12 protein-coding genes are annotated in these 16,114 nt (G+C 48.9%); 3 read left to right on the top strand and 9 right to left on the bottom strand.

The window, feature by feature from the left end:
- The 9 genes from sprA to QVO99_RS01540 form a co-directional block, all read right to left on the bottom strand.
- On the bottom strand, positions 1-4,893 hold a 4,893-nt coding region (gene sprA / locus QVO99_RS01500), incomplete at its 3' end, for a T9SS outer membrane translocon Sov/SprA (protein WP_288176859.1).
- Positions 4,894-5,499 carry a Holliday junction branch migration protein RuvA gene (ruvA, locus tag QVO99_RS01505; protein ID WP_022315819.1) on the bottom strand — a complete coding sequence of 202 codons (606 nt, stop codon included), beginning with the start codon at positions 5,497-5,499 and terminating at the stop codon, positions 4,894-4,896. It lies immediately after the preceding gene.
- A gap of 1,042 nt (positions 5,500-6,541) precedes the next feature.
- Complete coding sequence (locus QVO99_RS01510; protein WP_288176860.1) at positions 6,542-8,509, bottom strand: hypothetical protein; 1,968 nt, start codon at positions 8,507-8,509, stop codon at positions 6,542-6,544.
- Positions 8,510-8,826: 317 nt separating this feature from the next.
- Entirely contained in the window at positions 8,827-9,129 is a 303-nt protein-coding gene (locus QVO99_RS01515; protein WP_022315822.1) for a DUF6804 family protein, read from the bottom strand.
- Positions 9,130-9,212: 83 nt separating this feature from the next.
- Positions 9,213-10,010 carry an ADP-ribosylglycohydrolase family protein gene (locus tag QVO99_RS01520; protein WP_022315823.1) on the bottom strand — a complete coding sequence of 266 codons (798 nt, stop codon included), beginning with the start codon at positions 10,008-10,010 and terminating at the stop codon, positions 9,213-9,215.
- A 164-nt stretch (positions 10,011-10,174) separates the two neighbouring features.
- Entirely contained in the window at positions 10,175-10,762 is a 588-nt protein-coding gene (locus QVO99_RS01525) for a hypothetical protein (protein ID WP_288176861.1), read from the bottom strand.
- Position 10,763: 1 nt separating this feature from the next.
- Positions 10,764-10,904: a hypothetical protein gene (locus tag QVO99_RS01530; protein ID WP_156132511.1), complete on the bottom strand. Its 141-nt coding sequence runs from the start codon at positions 10,902-10,904 to the stop codon at positions 10,764-10,766.
- Between the two features lie 304 nt (positions 10,905-11,208).
- Positions 11,209-11,739 carry a hypothetical protein gene (locus tag QVO99_RS01535; protein WP_022315826.1) on the bottom strand — a complete coding sequence of 177 codons (531 nt, stop codon included), beginning with the start codon at positions 11,737-11,739 and terminating at the stop codon, positions 11,209-11,211.
- 40 nt (positions 11,740-11,779) lie between these two features.
- Positions 11,780-12,673: a hypothetical protein gene (locus tag QVO99_RS01540; protein ID WP_022315827.1), complete on the bottom strand. Its 894-nt coding sequence runs from the start codon at positions 12,671-12,673 to the stop codon at positions 11,780-11,782.
- A 353-nt stretch (positions 12,674-13,026) separates the two neighbouring features.
- Between QVO99_RS01540 and rhaD the strand changes: the two genes are divergently transcribed.
- The 3 genes from rhaD to QVO99_RS01555 all read left to right on the top strand — a co-directional run bounded on the left by rhaD (position 13,027) and on the right by QVO99_RS01555 (position 15,897).
- Positions 13,027-13,836, top strand: coding sequence for a rhamnulose-1-phosphate aldolase (rhaD, locus tag QVO99_RS01545; protein ID WP_022315828.1), 810 nt, complete (start codon positions 13,027-13,029; stop codon positions 13,834-13,836).
- Positions 13,837-14,060: 224 nt separating this feature from the next.
- The gene (locus QVO99_RS01550; RefSeq protein WP_042519208.1) at positions 14,061-14,657 is read left to right on the top strand and encodes a DUF6621 family protein; all 597 of its coding nucleotides are present in this window, start codon (positions 14,061-14,063) and stop codon (positions 14,655-14,657) included.
- A gap of 13 nt (positions 14,658-14,670) precedes the next feature.
- Positions 14,671-15,897 (top strand): saccharopine dehydrogenase family protein, encoded by a 1,227-nt coding sequence (locus tag QVO99_RS01555; RefSeq protein WP_022315830.1) that lies wholly within the window; start codon positions 14,671-14,673, stop codon positions 15,895-15,897.
- Positions 15,898-16,114 lie beyond the last annotated feature (217 nt).

The following is a 16,114-nucleotide window of genomic DNA, read 5'->3' on the forward strand; positions in this document are numbered from 1 at the left end:
GTCGTCGAGGAGCATATCCGTGTCGAGCGGGTTATACTTGGGTCGTGTCTCCTCTTTGGTCACAGAGTAATAAAGAGGTATAGAGACCTTAGCCTTGTCGGGGAAGAACTTTCCGAGCTCAAAGTTCGTGGTCACGCTATACGACTTGTAGTTGTCTTGCGCTCTCTGAGCCACACCGTCTTCGAGCCCGCCGAATCCTTCGGTGACATATTTTCCCTGCACGTTAACGCTACCCACATCAGAGAGCTGCACGTTGAGGTTGCCCTGTGCCGCCCATCCGCCGGAGTTGTTGTATTCCTTCAGTCTGAGCTCATTCACCCAGATTTCTCCTGACTTCTGTTCGGAAGCAAGGTTTCTCACACCGATAATCATCGTTCTCACCTCGCCGAGCGTAGGGTTACCCACGATGGTAATCTTGTTGTTCGGTTTGTCGCTGTCGTATGCCGTAAACGGATAACTATAAGAAGCCTGTCCGATGGCTTTCGCCTTGTTGCGGTCTTTCTTGAGCTGGGTGAAAGCGCTGAGCGGGATATCGAGCATATTCTCCTCTGGCCACACGAGTTTGCAGTCGGCACCGGAGTAACGGTCATAATGTCCTGGAGCGGTGAGCTTCAGCGGAATCTCATATTCGTAGAAGTTGCTCTTGTAGTCGGAACCGAATCTCACGAACACCGCCAACTGGTTGTCCTGCAGGTTTGTGGAGTTCTGTTCGAAGGCGTTGGCATGCACGAACATCTGCAGACGCTTATACTGTCTGAGGTCGAGGTTCGTGTTCTTGTATACTGCCTTTGCCTCACCGTTAGAGAGGTTTGTCACCTGTATGTCGAGCGACTGCTCGTTGCTCTCTGTGAGCTGAGGCTGCGTAGGGTCTTGCTCTCGACGGATGCCAGGAGGCAACACGTAGTTCACCGGCACTCGGTCGTTGTTCTCCTCGATGTTCACGGCGCTGACTGCCATCTTGCCCGACTCGCTGCCGGTACTGAGCGACTGCTCATAGATGCGCCACTCTCCCCTCACGAGGTCGAGGCTTCCGAATCTCAAAACGATAGGCTTCTGGAAGTCGGTGAGGAACATACGCATGAATCGTATGGAGGTGAAGTCTGTTATTCCGCCTACGTTGCGTTCGTAGTCGTCAACAGGTATGCGGAACTGATACCACGTCACTGTTTCCGTGGTATCGTTGCGCAGTTTCACTGATGTCTCACGCTTGTCCACGATGTAGTTCTGTCCCACCACGAGGTCTTGAGGACGGATGCTCACACGATACTGATAATATTTCTCGTATTCGTTCAGCGTATAGTCCTGGTTGATGTCCTCCACGTCGGGGGTAGTCTTGTATGACGTGTCGTAGCTCTCGCTCCTTGAGTCGCTGTCCGGCGAGTTGCCCTGCGGATTGTTGATGCGCTTGTAGCGTGCGAGGATAGGCGTGCGTGCCTTGTCGTAGTCAGATCCGCGGAAGTAGTGGTAGTTGTCGTTTGCCGGATCTGCCAATATCGAGTCGCGTGCCGCTCCGGTCACTCTTGCCTGCACGGCATCGAGGAATGTGCGGTATGGAGCGAAGTTCTGCTCCTCCTCGTCGGTCAGTCCGTTGAATCCCACATCCTGCTTTGCCCTTGAGCCGGCTGATGTGGCGAAGGAATATGTCACGGTAGACTGTGTAGGAATCTTTCCCCACTGTGTAGTGGTGAAGCTGCTTGAGCCGTCTACCGGCATACCGCTCTCATAGAATTTCTTTCCGTCGCGCAGCACGTCCTCACTCACCTCTCCGAGGTTGATGTAGAAGTCGCCACCATACTGTGCGGCGTCTGGCTGCTTGTTGGAATAGATGAATGGGTCGAGCATCCAGAACTCAATGTATTCGATGTTTGCCGTCTCGAAGTCGCTTGTGTCGAGACGCCTCATCATACCACCCCAGTTTACAGTCGGCACGGGCAGCGTACCGTCGCTGTTCAGATTGGGGTTGAAGTTATAAGGTCCGCGCTCTGACGGATAGAAGGCGAGGTTGAGTATCGGCAATGTTGCCGTTGCTCCGTTGTAGCTGCTCTGGTCGCGGTTTGGGAACAGCTCCCTGACATACACCTCTCTGACGTAGTGGTTTGAGAGCTGGTGGAGGTCGCTCTTGATGTGTCCCGGTGTGAGCGAACTGCTACGGCGGGTGAACAGAGGGTCGATGTTATACCATGCGAGCAGGGCACGCTGGAAACCGCTCTGCAACGTCGTCTTGTCGTTGTAGTTGGGGAACATGGTCGGCACGCTTGATATTATCCACGACGACGGTGTACTCACGTCGATGGTGTTCTTCGTGTTCTCGAAGTCGTCGATATACGAGGCGTTGTCTTGTGTGCCGCTTGCCTGTCCTGCTATGAGCTGGGCAAACTCTCCCGTGAAGGATATCTGCGACGGCTGGGTGCAGTGGAGGAACGGTATCTTGTCGAGCACGTTGGTGAGCCACTGGCTCTCCTTCTTCCAGTTGATGTTGAGACCCCAGAGGGTGTTGTTGAGCGGTTCCGATCCCATCGATACCTTTGTGGTGAGCGCCTGTTCAGACAGGTGCTGGAAGGTACCGCTGAGCTGGAAGTTCTTGGTGAAGTCGTATTCCCAGTTCAGTCCGAGCATCGTCTTCCGTTGCTGTGCGTAGTCGGTATTGCTCTCGAGCGACACGTTGACTGCCGTTCCGGCATCGATGATGCTCTGGTTGAGGATTGTCACCTCTCCTGCCGAATAGTCCACGCTATAGTCTGAACCTTCGGAGAGGGTCACGCCACCTGCCGTAACGACTACAGAGCCCTGCGGCACGTTGTATGCTCCGAGGGAGATGACGTTTGCCGAGGTGCCACGGAACTGTCCCGTGAGTCTGTATTTGTCTTTCTCGGCAATCTGCTTGGCTACGGTCTTGGTGGAATCGTAAAGTTCTGTATAACTGTATTTTGCGGCTTTCTCAGGAGAGACACCCTTTGCCACGAGCTGGTTGTAGAGGTATCTTCCGAACGGCTCTGCCTCCGGGAAGAACACTCGTCCGTTGCTCACGGTGTATCCTTCAACAAAGTCGAAGTATCCGTTGCTGTGCACCTTGTTGTTGTTGTCGAGTCGGTCGGCGCCAAGCAGCTTTATCATGGTGAGGTCTTTCACCTGCTGCTCCGGAATATACGAGAGATAGACTCCCGTGGTGTCGCTCTGGTATTTCACGTCGAGTCTGAACTTGTCTTTCTCTACCGACGAGGCGAGATAATACACGTTCTTCATCATGAGGTCCCAGTTTCCCTGTCTTGGATTGTTGCTGGTGTTCTTGAGCGCCTTCACGAAGATTGCCTGCTGCACATCTTTCATGTCTGACGCAAACTCTCCCACCTGGTATGTCTGTCCGCCGGCAGTATATTCGTATGCCACGGCGAGCACCTGGTCGGTCTGCAGTGAAGACTTGAGCGACACGTATCCGAGGGCTTGGTTGACGGAGTATTCTGAGGAGCTGAGCAGACGGGCGCTCTGCAGCTTCTCATAGTCGGCGCCTCCCACGAAGCCAGGGATACCGTCGAGCACGGTGCTCGTCTGGTCGATGTCTCGCGCTGCGGAGTAGGAGTTCACGATTGTAGAATACTCACTGTTGGCGTTGTTCGACGGAACCGGCGAACCGGTGAGTCCCCACATAGGGTTGCTCACCCGTGTGTTTTCACCGAGGTCGGTGAGTGCCACGATGTTACGGGTATTGGTGGTATTTCCCTGCTTGTTTGTCACCCATATCTCCACACGGTTTATGGTGATTCCGGTGGTGAGGTTGGGCAGGGTCTTCATTGCCGCATCATACTTCTCGCGAAAATAGCGCGAGAGGAAGAAGTGTCGGTTCTCCTCATAGTCTGAAGCGTCGATTTCGAATGGTGTGAGCTGCACTCCGCCTTTCGACGACACGCTCTTGCTCGACGACTTCTTCTGAGAGATTACTGTCTGCAGCTTGAGTTTGCCGAACTGCATGTCGGTTCTGATACCGAAGAGCGAGGATGCTCCCTTGACGAGCGAGGAGTTGCTCGGGAACGACACGTTGCCTGCCTCCACGAGTTTTATTATCTCGTCTTCCTTGCCTTCATATTTGAGTTTGAGGTTCTGCGAGTCGAAGTCGAAGGTGGCATCGGTGTTGTAGTTGAGGTTCATGTTCACCTTGTCGCCCACCTTACCGTTCACGTTGAGGTTTATCTTCTCGTCGAAGTTCATCGTCGTTGTCTTGCGGTTGCGGATAGGGAGCGACGGATTGTCGATTTCTTTCATCGTGGCTCCGAGCTTCAGCTCTGCCGTTCCCTGCGTCTTGATGCGCACGCCGCCGGGTCCGAAGATCTTCTCTGCCGGTCCGAGACTGAAATGCATGTCGGAGAACGAGAATTTCTCTTTTCCCTTAGCCTTCACTATCTCGTCGTTCTTGTCACGGAAGAAGCGGTTCATCTCCTGCCTCTCGCTCCATTTGCGGTATTCGTCGGGAGTCATGATGATTGGCGTGGAGAGATAGCCGCCACCCATTCTCGAACCGATGAAATAGCGGTCAAGGGTGTCGTTGTATACCACGTCTTGCTTGATGTTCTCCGGAAAACTGAGGTCGGCGGTGCGTTTGTCCACATCGTCGATGGTCACAGGAACGCTGCGCTGCACCTTCCATCTGGGATGGAGCAGCGAGTCTGGTATGGTGTCGTCCTCCAGCGTGAGGAGCGAGAGTCCCGAGAGTTCTTTCTTCAGGGAGTCGGCAGACGCCTTTCCGCCTCGCTTCAGCATGGCTGGCCCTTTGCGCTTGTCTTTCTGCTGGGCCTGCTGGCGCGTGCGGTCGTCCTGAAGTTGCGGCACGACATTGAGAGCGAGCACGTTGATGCTCACCAGCACGATGATGATGCCAAGGAATTTCTTTATGTTTGTCATTTACTTTATCTGCTTGAGTGCCAATTTCACGACCTGTTCTACAGGCAGCTGTGGATTGTCTGTAAGGATTGCCGAAACCACCTTTGCCGACGGTGCCGGCGAGAAGCCGAGCATGGTGAGGGCGCCTATAGCCTCGTCTCTCACCTCGTTGTTCATGGCAGATGCCGCCGCAACACCTGCTGCCGGCATCTGGTCTGCTACTCCTTCCACGGCAATCTTGTCTCTCAGGTCAACTATGATGCGCTGTGCCGTGCGCAGTCCGATACCTTTCACGGTCTTCAGCATCTTCTCGTTGCCCGAAGAGATGACGTTGCACAGTTCTGCCGGCGACATGGCGGAGAGAATCATGCGGGCGGTGTTGGCTCCTACTCCCGACACAGTGATGAGGAGCAGGAACATCTCCCGCTCTTGCTTGGTGGAAAATCCGAAGAGGGCATACGCATCCTCTCGTATGCTCTCGACGACATACAGTTTCACTTCCTTCTTGTTCTGTATGCCGCTATAGGTGTTAAGCGAAATGCTCAGTCCGTAGCCCACTCCATGAGCCTCAACAACAGCATAGGCTGGCGTGAGCTCGGCAAGCTCGCCTCTAACGTATTCTATCATAAATCAAAAATGTGGTGTATATACGACTTTATAACGCTCTTCTCCCATTATTATTGTATAAAGAGGTGTCCAATATTAATTATTATGCGAACCTGACAATGACGATTACTTCAAAATGCGCTTCAAAGACATGAGTCAGAAGCTCTCCTCCACTGCATATAATGGGATATTCTTCATCCAGTCCTGTTCTCTGTAAGGCGACATGGAAATTATCTTTCCATATCGCATAGTTTTTTTTAGATTCCGTTGATAATTCAAAATGCTTTCATAACATAAAAACAATGCAAAGATACACTTTTCTACACGAACTTTTGCAACAATACCACACTTTTCTACACGAACTTTTAAAGCAGCACTACATTTTTCTACACGAATTTCAATGACGAATGAATACACTTGAACACAAATGGTTATATGTCCATAAATGGGCACGACGCTTGCCCAACTGGGGCACGCTGCTTTCCCATCATGGGCAACGTGCTTGCCCCGGATGGGCAGAATTTCTGTCAGAGGTCTGCCCAATAAGTTAATGTTGTAATACTCACATTCCTGTTTTCAGACTTCTGCCAACGCATGCAATACCTCACATCTGACAATTCCTCTCATCAGCAAACCATCCAGACAATTGCCTGACAATCGTCAGACAGCCAACTGTCTGTTTGTCAGAATGTTACAACCAAAAACCAGATGGTCTGACAGTTTTTTTTGGAAATTCCCGGTTTTACTGAAAATCAGCGATATTGGCAACTTTTACACATATCGATCAACATAAATGGAAGAAGTGGACGTGGACGGACAGGAGGGACTGACGATGACTCCCGACGAAACCTCGCAGACCATTAAATTTGCAGACGGAACAAAGAAATCAGTAAAGGTGATTAGATAAGAAGGATAATGTGATGTTTTGCGGATAAAGCAAAACGCGGCGATGCTCCGACGCATCGATGATTTTTTAGTGATACCTTCCTGGACGCTTTACAGGAAAGTATCACTTTTTCATTTGACATCTTCACTCCCCACTCGGCCATTTGGCAGTTGGGGCTCACAAGAGCGGTTTCTTCTTGGCAAGCAGCAGTTTTCTGATTCTCTCCGCTTCCTTATCAGCCTCCTTCCATCGGCGCAGGGACTTGAAATAGCTGTCGATGTCGGCAAGACCCTTGTCGTATTCTCCAGCGTAGAGATAAGCCTGGGCGCGGTTGATATACGAGGCGTTCCATGTGTAGGCGTCATGTTCGATAATCAAAGTGTTCTCGCGGATAGACTTTTCGTAGTCTACGGCATTGCAATACATATCGCCGAGATTGAAATGGGCGAGGAAATTCTTCGGTTCCATTTCGAGCACAGCCATAGATGCCTCCACCACTTTCTGGCGCAGGCGCTGCTTCTCTGTCTCGCGTTTTTTCCTGCTCAAGTATTTCTTTTTATTGAATTTTTCAACATCACTGACAGCATCGCGCATTCTATGATTTCTACGCCAGAACTCTTCTTCTCTGAGACACCGCTCTTGGGAGCTGCTACCCTTGACGATGGGCACCCGCATGACGGCTTCTGAATAGCTGACCAGACTACGCGGCAGAGAAATATATTTGGCATAGTCTCTGTATAGCCTCAACAGATTCTTGTCTTTGGAATCTTCCCTCCTGAATTCTCTGTTGCGCATCTGCAGATAGTAGTTGCGCGCCGCATATTCGTCCATCACTCTGAGGAACGCCGATTTGATTCTGCTCGTACATTCGTTTATCTTGTTGTCTATGGGATTAACGAGACTGTCCACCGTGGCACGCAACCGGGCATCGTCAAGGCGGTTGCTGGCGAGACGGTAGAGCGAGAAGATCTCCTCGGTGAACTCTGAGAGGAACTTGAATTCCACTCCCTCTTTATGACGGAGATAGAACACATACAGGGCACGGGCGAGGGACGGCATCTTCACCTCGCGGTTGTCAAGTTCGGGAATGAATATCCGCAGGTCGTCAGCCACTGTGATGTGCATCAGCGGAGTGGCAGTCTTCCGTGAGTCGTTTATCTGCTTCACGAGGTCTTCGCCAAGCGTATGCAGCAGGAGTTCGATATATCCTCCCTGCTTCAGTATCTCCACTCTCTCTCTGATTTCCTCGGCTATGTCTTGCATTTTCTTTTGGTCGTAATAAAACGAATAGTCTGAAGCGTTGCTCTGATTTCCGTGTAATTCAGATTCCTGCCTGTTGTCGAGAGGGTATTCATCCCTTGGGCGCACACTGAACGGGGCATGTTTTTCTCCGCAGTAGAACCTGAAATATTCCTCGAACGCCTCCTTGATTTTATCGGGGCAGCAGGTCTGCAGGTCTATATAGAAGAAGGTGGATTTTGAATAATTGACGTCATCATATAATCCGCATCCAAAGTCTCCATTGTAACAGCCAAGGCTCAACAGCCCCGCCTTGCCGCCGGTAAGGTCCATACCGATTAGAGGGGCGAACATCCGGGTGAACTGTTCGGTGGTGATGCCGCGTATGCCGTCTCTCATCTCGTCGGTCATCAATGCTGCGTCGAGAGGGAAAGCATAGGCAAGGTCTTCGTCAGAAATGTTTTTCAGCTCGGGTATATAAACGAAATGGTAGTATTTCTCTGAGAATTCCTTGCGGATATATTCTATATTGTTTCTGATGAAGGAGTTGAGAGGCTCGTTGTATTCCGTCTCCACATATACCACATAGTATTTGTCGAACAGCACAGGCAGCTCGTTCCTGCATTCTATCTCTGTATGCGAGATGAGCTTCCGGCGTGGCGGCCATTCTTCCTCGGCATCTCTATTCCGGAATTTCCACCCGTTCTCCTTCCATTCCTGTATTTTCTCCCAACCCGTCACTATGCCAAGATAGATAAGCATAAGGATTGCTATCACCAGCAAAACGGGCAGCAGCAGGGTGTGGATTATTGCCGTCAGGATAATCTCGTTGCGGCGTTCCTTTTTTGCACGCTCCTCCTTCGCTTTCTCCTCCTCTGGAGTGAGGGGAGGCTTGTTTTTTTCCATATAGCTGTATAACAAAATGTATTGAATTTAGTCGGTAGTCAATAGTGTTTATGCAAATGTAATCATAATTTGTATTGCTGCGAAAAGATTTGGTGATTTAGTTTTCTGCTTCTATATGATAAAAACAAGGTGAATGATAGAGTTTGTCATTGTTTTCCTTGTCTTTTACCATACAATAATTAACTTTGCGTCAGGTTATATATTCCATCCGATGAAAACAACAAAAGAATACATATTGCTGATATCGTCTAAAGCCGAGGAACTTAAGCGTGACTTCGGCATTAAGTCATTGCGCATTTTCGGTTCCGTATCAAGAATCAGTTTTTTTCATTTGTCTTTTTATTTACCGCAAAGGTCAGCACTATCAGCAGAACCGCCACAGCGACATCCACGATATTCCATACGTCCCTGCCCAACGCTATCTTTACCAACGGCTGGAACAGCAGGGCCAATGCACCGAAGGTCCACACCAGTGCCTCCTTCTTCATTTCATAATACCTGTACACCATATAGGCGAACCCCACCGTTGCCGCCAGCCTCATCAGCGTATAATAGCCGTAAGGCATCTTGAACAGACAGAGCAGCAACAGAACTGCAAGGATGATGTTGAGTTGTTTCATATTGTATGTCAGTTTAAATTTATTCATTGGAAACAGGTTATCCTATCACTCCACAATATTCCAAATTCCTTTTATTGTTATCTTTATTCAATGCCACACTTCTCGTCAAACTCCTCGTTGGTCTTCTGCATCCATTCCGGAAGCTTCTTCAGAGCCTGATAGACCAGCGGCTCGGGCATTTCCCGATAGAAGGCGTATGCCATAGGACCGGCGATTGCAGCCAGCGTGTCAGCATCGCCGCCAAGGGATATGGCGAGGCGCAGACAGTCCACATAATCTTTCGAAGCAAGGAAACTGATTATTGCAGGACCGACGCTCCCCGGACAAGTGGAGTCGAAGGAATAGGCGGGCTTTATTTCCTCATAGCTCTTTCCTGCCCAGAAGGGATACTCCTTGTCGAGAATCTCCTGCCGGATGAAGTCTTTGTCCTTTCCGTTTTTCAGATGGAAGATACAGCGGGCGGCAACCACAGCCCCCTTTATGCCCTCCGGATGGTTGTGTGATGGGAGAGCCGTCTCCGTGGCAAGCCTTATACACTCTTCCTCCGTATGTGCCAGCCATCCTGCTGATGAGCACCGCATGGCACTGCCGTTGCCGAAGCTGCGATAAGGCAGATGGTAATGGTCGCCGAGCCACAGTCTGAACCTACTGCCGAACCCTGCATCTATATGCTGGTTGCCACACATCCAGAGGTTTGACGCCATGTCCAAGCCGTGCAGAAAAGCCTCCGCACAGGCAAATGTCAATACCGTATCATCCGTGAAACGTGCTCTCGACGAGAACATCTTCACTGCGTCGTAATCCTTGGTCCTACGACTTCTTCCCTCGTATGCGCTGCCGGCTATATCGCCGATAGCAGCTGACATCAACAGATTCTTCATATTCTTTGCTCATTAGAATTTCCGATGCAAATATAGGAAGGATTTTCATAGCAGCAAAGATACATGCGTAAAATATACACAAAGAATTATCCATTTAACTTTCTTTTGCGTAACAATTACACAACTACATCTTTATATTAAGGGAAAAACCTCTGCATCCCCCGTCACGGATTGAAGCGCACCGACTCAAGCAAGGGTTCCAGATAGTCACCTTTTCCCTTGTCGTATGCCGAGACAAGACACATCTTTCCAGTTGCCTTGTCAAACAATACGGCAAATCTCCAATACACGACAATGCCTTGACCTGTGTATTTCCTCACCCTTATACACTTGGTGACCCTCTTGTCCGACTTCGTTACATCTGCAACGACAGCAGACTCATATCCTTCCATTTCTTCACCACCCAAATCTCTGTAGATGGAATTAATGTGTTCGGGCGAGTCATCACTGTCAAAACCACTGTTTAACGTAACTTCAGTTTCGGATTCGCCTAAAAGCAAAAACAACCTGCAACCCGCAAACACACTGTCTTTGCAGATGAACCCTTTCGGCACACAAAACACTATGTTGCCATCTGTGCGTTGCCGACGTACATCATTGTTCTGCGTCTTTGACTTCTTTATGGGCGCAGGTCTCATCCTGTCTGCTCTCGACGTGCCTGCCATAATGAACACGGCAAGCACAAGCATAAACGCACCTACGAACACGCCCCGTTGCCGGACAATGTTCCAACGCTGAAGTCCCTTCTTCATTTCATTTTCTGAACTCTCTGCCATAGCTAATCATATTTTTATGATAACCCCAACTATTTCTCTTTATTATCCCATTCATCACACTTTTTGTGAAGCATGACGGAATTCCATAAACCACATCAAAATCATCTTCTTCTGGCATCGTCGCCAAAGAAAAACGAGAATACAGAAAGGCCAGTAAAGATACACCAGAACACATTATATGCCGCAGTGTAAGACTCTGCTTTATACAAAGCATCTGTAAACCAGCTCCGGATAAAGTTTGAAATGAAGAACATACCGTGCCAGATACCAGAATACCAAGTGTAAGTCTTGTCTGGGTCTATATTACATAACAGCCATCCTACGAGGCATGAAACTAATATATATAAGACTATATACCTAATAAATCTACACATAACCAATAAACATTTTATCTGTTTGAGTTATTCAGAATTGTCCGATTCCTAATCATATTCCTCATCGTTCCAACAGAAATATATGATATAGCAATCAATGAGGAACAGAATGACGAGCAGGCATACGGACAAGGCATTATACCAGAAACCACGCAGGTCTGGATTATAATTATCTTCGAAGAACAAGACGCTGACCATATTGATGAAACTGAAGAGAAGTACTGTCCCCGACAGTATGGTCATCACTCTGGATCCGCTCACAACCTTTATCAGCGTGGATGTCAACCCTCCCAAGATAACCACGGCAATGACAATTATAAAAAATATTATCAATATTGCAAGTCTGATTTGAAAATCATCTCCACTGAATACTGCCATAATTTTCCCCACAACAGGAATTGAAGCATAACACAATGCTTCACTGAAACTGAAATCAAAGATACTATTCAACAGCAACGGCACGAGCACCAGCGTTGAAACCAACACCAAGGAAAGCAGCATGTTCAGTCCCCATGCCAGGATAACGCTCAAAAGAAATGAACCGATAAGCCTCGGAGTGTAATGTGTATTTTCTTTCATACCCTATTCAATTTGTCTGTTCTTAATAAAAACTCTATCATTATAGTTCACTTATAACGGGTTCTTCTTTCTCCCGTTTCGGAAGCATATAAGAATATTGAGGTGGGAAGTTCTCCCTCACTTTGGTTACAATATATTTGCAGAAATCTTCAACGTCATCAAATGAGGAGTAGCATTGAAACGAGTCGATCATTTTTTCTTTCCACTCCCAAAAGAATTCCATTTCCTTTTTCATGTTAAAATCCCTCATCGTCTGGATTATCAATCCCACATTTGCCTGATTCAACAAAAAATCAAGGTATAAAACAGGACTGAATTCCTTTCTCCAATCCGGTACTCCCCTTGCTATATCACGTGGCTGTCTATAGGAACGTCCCCAATCCGGACTGTCGTCATAGCCAAGAAATTCAATTATGTTCAGAAACAAGGACTTGAGAATTACATTCTTGTCTATCGGTATTCCATAAAGGAAACAGACCCTACAGTATTCGGCTCTTGAAAGTGCGTAATCTGGAAGGTTGAGAGAAGGAGAAACGACCTCATCCTCACCCCAAGGGGCTGTTTCGGCAAGATATTGATAATAGCCCAATGTCTTGATGAGCAAAAGCTTCTGCGACAGGACATAATCCTTGCTTGTATTGTGTATGATGAAGAGGGCCACTTCTTTTGTCTGCACAGACAGCCATCTTTCTTTGAGGAGTGGCATAAGTTCCGGAAACCACCGGTATTGCATTTTCAAAGATGCGAAGTCCATATCAGTCTTGCTTCCGTTCAGAAATGCCCTGAGCACCAGTCTCTTGTCTTTCCGGCGCAAGAAATAGAAACTGTCTCTCAATATTTTTCTCGTTTCAACTATCTTTCCGCTTTTCTTATCCTGGAACTTTTTCAAAAGGTCCAGAATTTCTGAATGTTTGGTCTTCAATATGTATTCCATTTCGGTATGCTTTTATTTAATAGTCTATTATGCCGGCAAATTTACAACATTACAATCACCATACAAATCATTTGGGCATTTGCAACCTTGCAAACGCAGCGAGAATCCATAAACAGAAAATGATTCAGGAATCACGCCGCACCCTCTCATCGCAAAAATAAAAGTATAAAAATCAATTCTTACAACCGACGGGAGAATAAGATGCATTATCTTTGCATAAGATAAGCTGCATCTCAGCATAACAATCAAGCAAGCTTGTTGTTCTGCATTCGATTTGCATTATCTTTGCATAAGATAAAAAAACTACACCTGAATAAAAACATAATCATAGAACATTACACATACAAAACATCATGAAGAGTATATTGGAAGGACGCCCCGCACTCAGCAGCGAGGTGGAGAAGATTGCCGAAGTGGCTGGATATCTGTGGCAGAACGGATGGGCAGAACGCAACGGCGGAAACATTACTGTGAACGTGACGGAATATGCCGACGAGGAGATGAAGGCTATGCCTGCCATCAGCGACGTGAAACAAATCGGAGTTACGCTGCCGGCTCTCAAGGGATGCTACTTCTACTGCAAGGGAACGGGAAAGAGAATGCGTGACCTGGCAAGACGCCCAATGGAGAACGGAAGCATAATTCGCATCCTCGACGACTGCGCAAGCTACGTGATAATCGCCGACAACGAAGTGATGCCTACTAGCGAACTGCCATCGCATCTCACCGTGCATGCGCATCTCATAGAGACCGGTTCACCATACAAGGCAACGGTGCACACACATCCTATCGAACTGGTGGCAATGAGCCACAACCGCAAGTTCCTGGCAAAGGACGTGCTCACCAACATCCTCTGGAGCATGATTCCGGAGACAAAGGCATTCTGTCCGCTGGGACTGGGAGTGGTGCCCTACGAACTGCCTGGTTCTAACACCCTAGCCGACGCCACTCTGCGAGAACTCGAAGACTACGACGTGGTGTTGTGGGAGAAGCATGGCGTGTTTGCAAAGGGACTCGACGTGATGGACGCTTTCGACCAGATCGACGTGCTCTCAAAGAGTGCAAAGATATACATCAGTTCCAAATGCATGGGCTTCGAGCCAGAAGGCATGAGCCAGGAACAGATGGCAGAGATGAGCAAGGCATTCAACCTGCCTAAATAAGACTGCAACAAACTGATACGACCAGCCCCATCCTATACATTCTTCCGGGAATGCAAGGATGGGGCTTAAACATATTGCAAACAGCCTTTTATGCCCAAGCTATCAGAGAGCAGACAATCCCCAAAGGCCCAATTGACCGCTTGGGGGATGAAATAAGTAAGAAAATTGCAAATCTTACCTTTGCAAATTTTGTTCTGAAAGCGATTTACGCTAACTTTGCAACCATGAACAATGTTTTTGACAATCCAGCGAAATGGAGCGAGAACGTGATAATCGCCGACGCCGACTTCATCGACAAGGTGGCGTTTGACCTCACCGTGAACTTTGAGCGTATGCTGATGAGAAGAATCCCGAAAGCCGACCTGGCAAGATGGATAGACTGCGTAGCTCTCGACGGAGGAGTGAGAGAGGGGAAGAACGAGGTGCAGGTGGTGTTGATCCACGACAAGAAAACGGAGCGTCTCGACAACTTCACGCCCTCCGGCATAAAGACGGAAATAAACGGAATGGCATTCAACGACCATCTCGGAGAGTTCTCGATGAGCGCATACCCCGTGGAAGAACTGGTGAGCAAAGCCGACTTCATTGCCGAAGCCGCCATGATAGCAAGTTCGCAGAAGGAAGTGAAGCGGGTGATGGTGGTTCCCGACGACGAGGAGGCATACGCCAAAGTGCGCCACGCCCTCAGACGCATCGACGACGAAGGCAAGCGCATCACACTCTTTGCCATGCAGCCCATGGAGGGAGGAAACTTCAGACAGGAGATTCTGGGATATTCGCTCATGAGCGCATTGGGAATTAAAGGAGAAGAAATAAAATAAAAAAAACATAGATATGGGAAAAGTACTTATCATTGGCGCCGGCGGTGTAGCCACCGTGGCTGCCGTAAAGATCGCACAGAACGCTGATGTCTTCACCGACATCATGATTGCAAGTCGCACAAAGTCTAAATGCGACAAAATCAAGGAGTATATCGGAAATCCTGACATCAAGACCGCTCAGGTTGACGCCGACGACGTGGAGCAGCTCAAGGCTCTCATGAACGACTACAAGCCGGAGCTCTGCGTAAACCTCGCCCTGCCATATCAGGACCTCACCATCATGGAGGCTTGTCTGGCTTGCGGAGTGAGCTATCTCGACACTGCCAACTATGAACCGAAAGACGAGGCTCACTTCGAATACAGCTGGCAGTGGGCATACAAAAAGCGTTTCGAGGATGCCGGACTGACGGCAATCCTGGGATGCGGATTCGACCCCGGTGTGACAAGCATATTCACGGCATACGCTGCAAAGCACTATTTCGATGAGATTCAGTATCTCGACATCGTGGACTGCAACGCAGGAAACCACCACAAGGCATTCGCCACAAACTTCAACCCTGAAATCAACATCCGTGAGATCACCCAGAAGGGTCTCTACTGGGAGGACGGAAAATGGGTGGAGACTGCTCCGCTCGAAATACACCAGCCGCTCACTTATCCTAACGTGGGACCGAAGGAGAGCTATCTGCTCCACCACGAGGAGATTGAGAGCCTCGTAAAGAACTATCCTACCATCAAGCGCGCACGTTTCTGGATGACATTCGGACAGCAGTATCTGACTTATCTCGACTGCATACAGAACCTCGGCATGTCGCGCATCGACGAGATTGAATACGAGGCTCCGTTGGCCGACAACCCTGACAAGAAGGTGAAGGTGAAGATTGTTCCGCTACAGTTCCTCAAGGCAGTATTGCCTAACCCACAGGACCTGGGCGAGAACTACGACGGAGAGACAAGCATCGGATGCCGCATCCGCGGACTGAAGGACGGCAAGGAGCTGACATACTATGTATACAACAACTGCAGCCACCAGGCAGCATACCAGGAGACCGGAATGCAGGGAGTGAGCTACACCACCGGTGTGCCGGCAATGATCGGTGCGATGATGTTCTTCAAGGGACTGTGGCGCCGTCCGGGTGTATGGAACGTGGAGGAGTTCGACCCGGATCCATTCATGGAGCAGCTGAACAAGCAGGGTCTGCCTTGGCACGAGATCTTCAACGGCGACCTGGAACTGTAATACACCAAACGGTCTGCCGGACAAGACAGACGATATAAACGAAGAGTGTGTCGTAATGATATATAATAAGGTGTGGTTACAAGCCTGCCTGTATCATTGCGACACACTCTTTGTCATTAGAAGTAGACAAGTTGACGGGATACGAATAAACAAGGTGGACGCCTTATAAAATACAAAAGACTACCCCAATTCGGGATAAGACTTCATCGTACCCTTA

Source organism: Prevotella sp. CAG:592 (genome assembly GCF_000436015.1).
Lineage (GTDB): Bacteria > Bacteroidota > Bacteroidia > Bacteroidales > Bacteroidaceae > Prevotella > Prevotella pectinovora.

Bases quoted from the DNA above. Each gene is read 5' to 3' on its own strand.
- ruvA (WP_022315819.1), bottom strand. From the start codon at position 5,499: ATGATAGAATACGTTAGAGGCGAGCTTGCCGAGCTCACGCCAGCCTAT.
- QVO99_RS01510 (WP_288176860.1), bottom strand. From the start codon at position 8,509: ATGGAAAAAAACAAGCCTCCCCTCACTCCAGAGGAGGAGAAAGCGAAG.
- QVO99_RS01515 (WP_022315822.1), bottom strand. From the start codon at position 9,129: ATGAAACAACTCAACATCATCCTTGCAGTTCTGTTGCTGCTCTGTCTG.
- QVO99_RS01520 (WP_022315823.1), bottom strand. From the start codon at position 10,010: ATGAAGAATCTGTTGATGTCAGCTGCTATCGGCGATATAGCCGGCAGC.
- QVO99_RS01525 (WP_288176861.1), bottom strand. From the start codon at position 10,762: ATGAAGAAGGGACTTCAGCGTTGGAACATTGTCCGGCAACGGGGCGTG.
- QVO99_RS01530 (WP_156132511.1), bottom strand. From the start codon at position 10,904: ATGCCAGAAGAAGATGATTTTGATGTGGTTTATGGAATTCCGTCATGC.
- QVO99_RS01535 (WP_022315826.1), bottom strand. From the start codon at position 11,739: ATGAAAGAAAATACACATTACACTCCGAGGCTTATCGGTTCATTTCTT.
- QVO99_RS01540 (WP_022315827.1), bottom strand. From the start codon at position 12,673: ATGGAATACATATTGAAGACCAAACATTCAGAAATTCTGGACCTTTTG.
- rhaD (WP_022315828.1), top strand. From the start codon at position 13,027: ATGAAGAGTATATTGGAAGGACGCCCCGCACTCAGCAGCGAGGTGGAG.
- QVO99_RS01550 (WP_042519208.1), top strand. From the start codon at position 14,061: ATGAACAATGTTTTTGACAATCCAGCGAAATGGAGCGAGAACGTGATA.
- QVO99_RS01555 (WP_022315830.1), top strand. From the start codon at position 14,671: ATGGGAAAAGTACTTATCATTGGCGCCGGCGGTGTAGCCACCGTGGCT.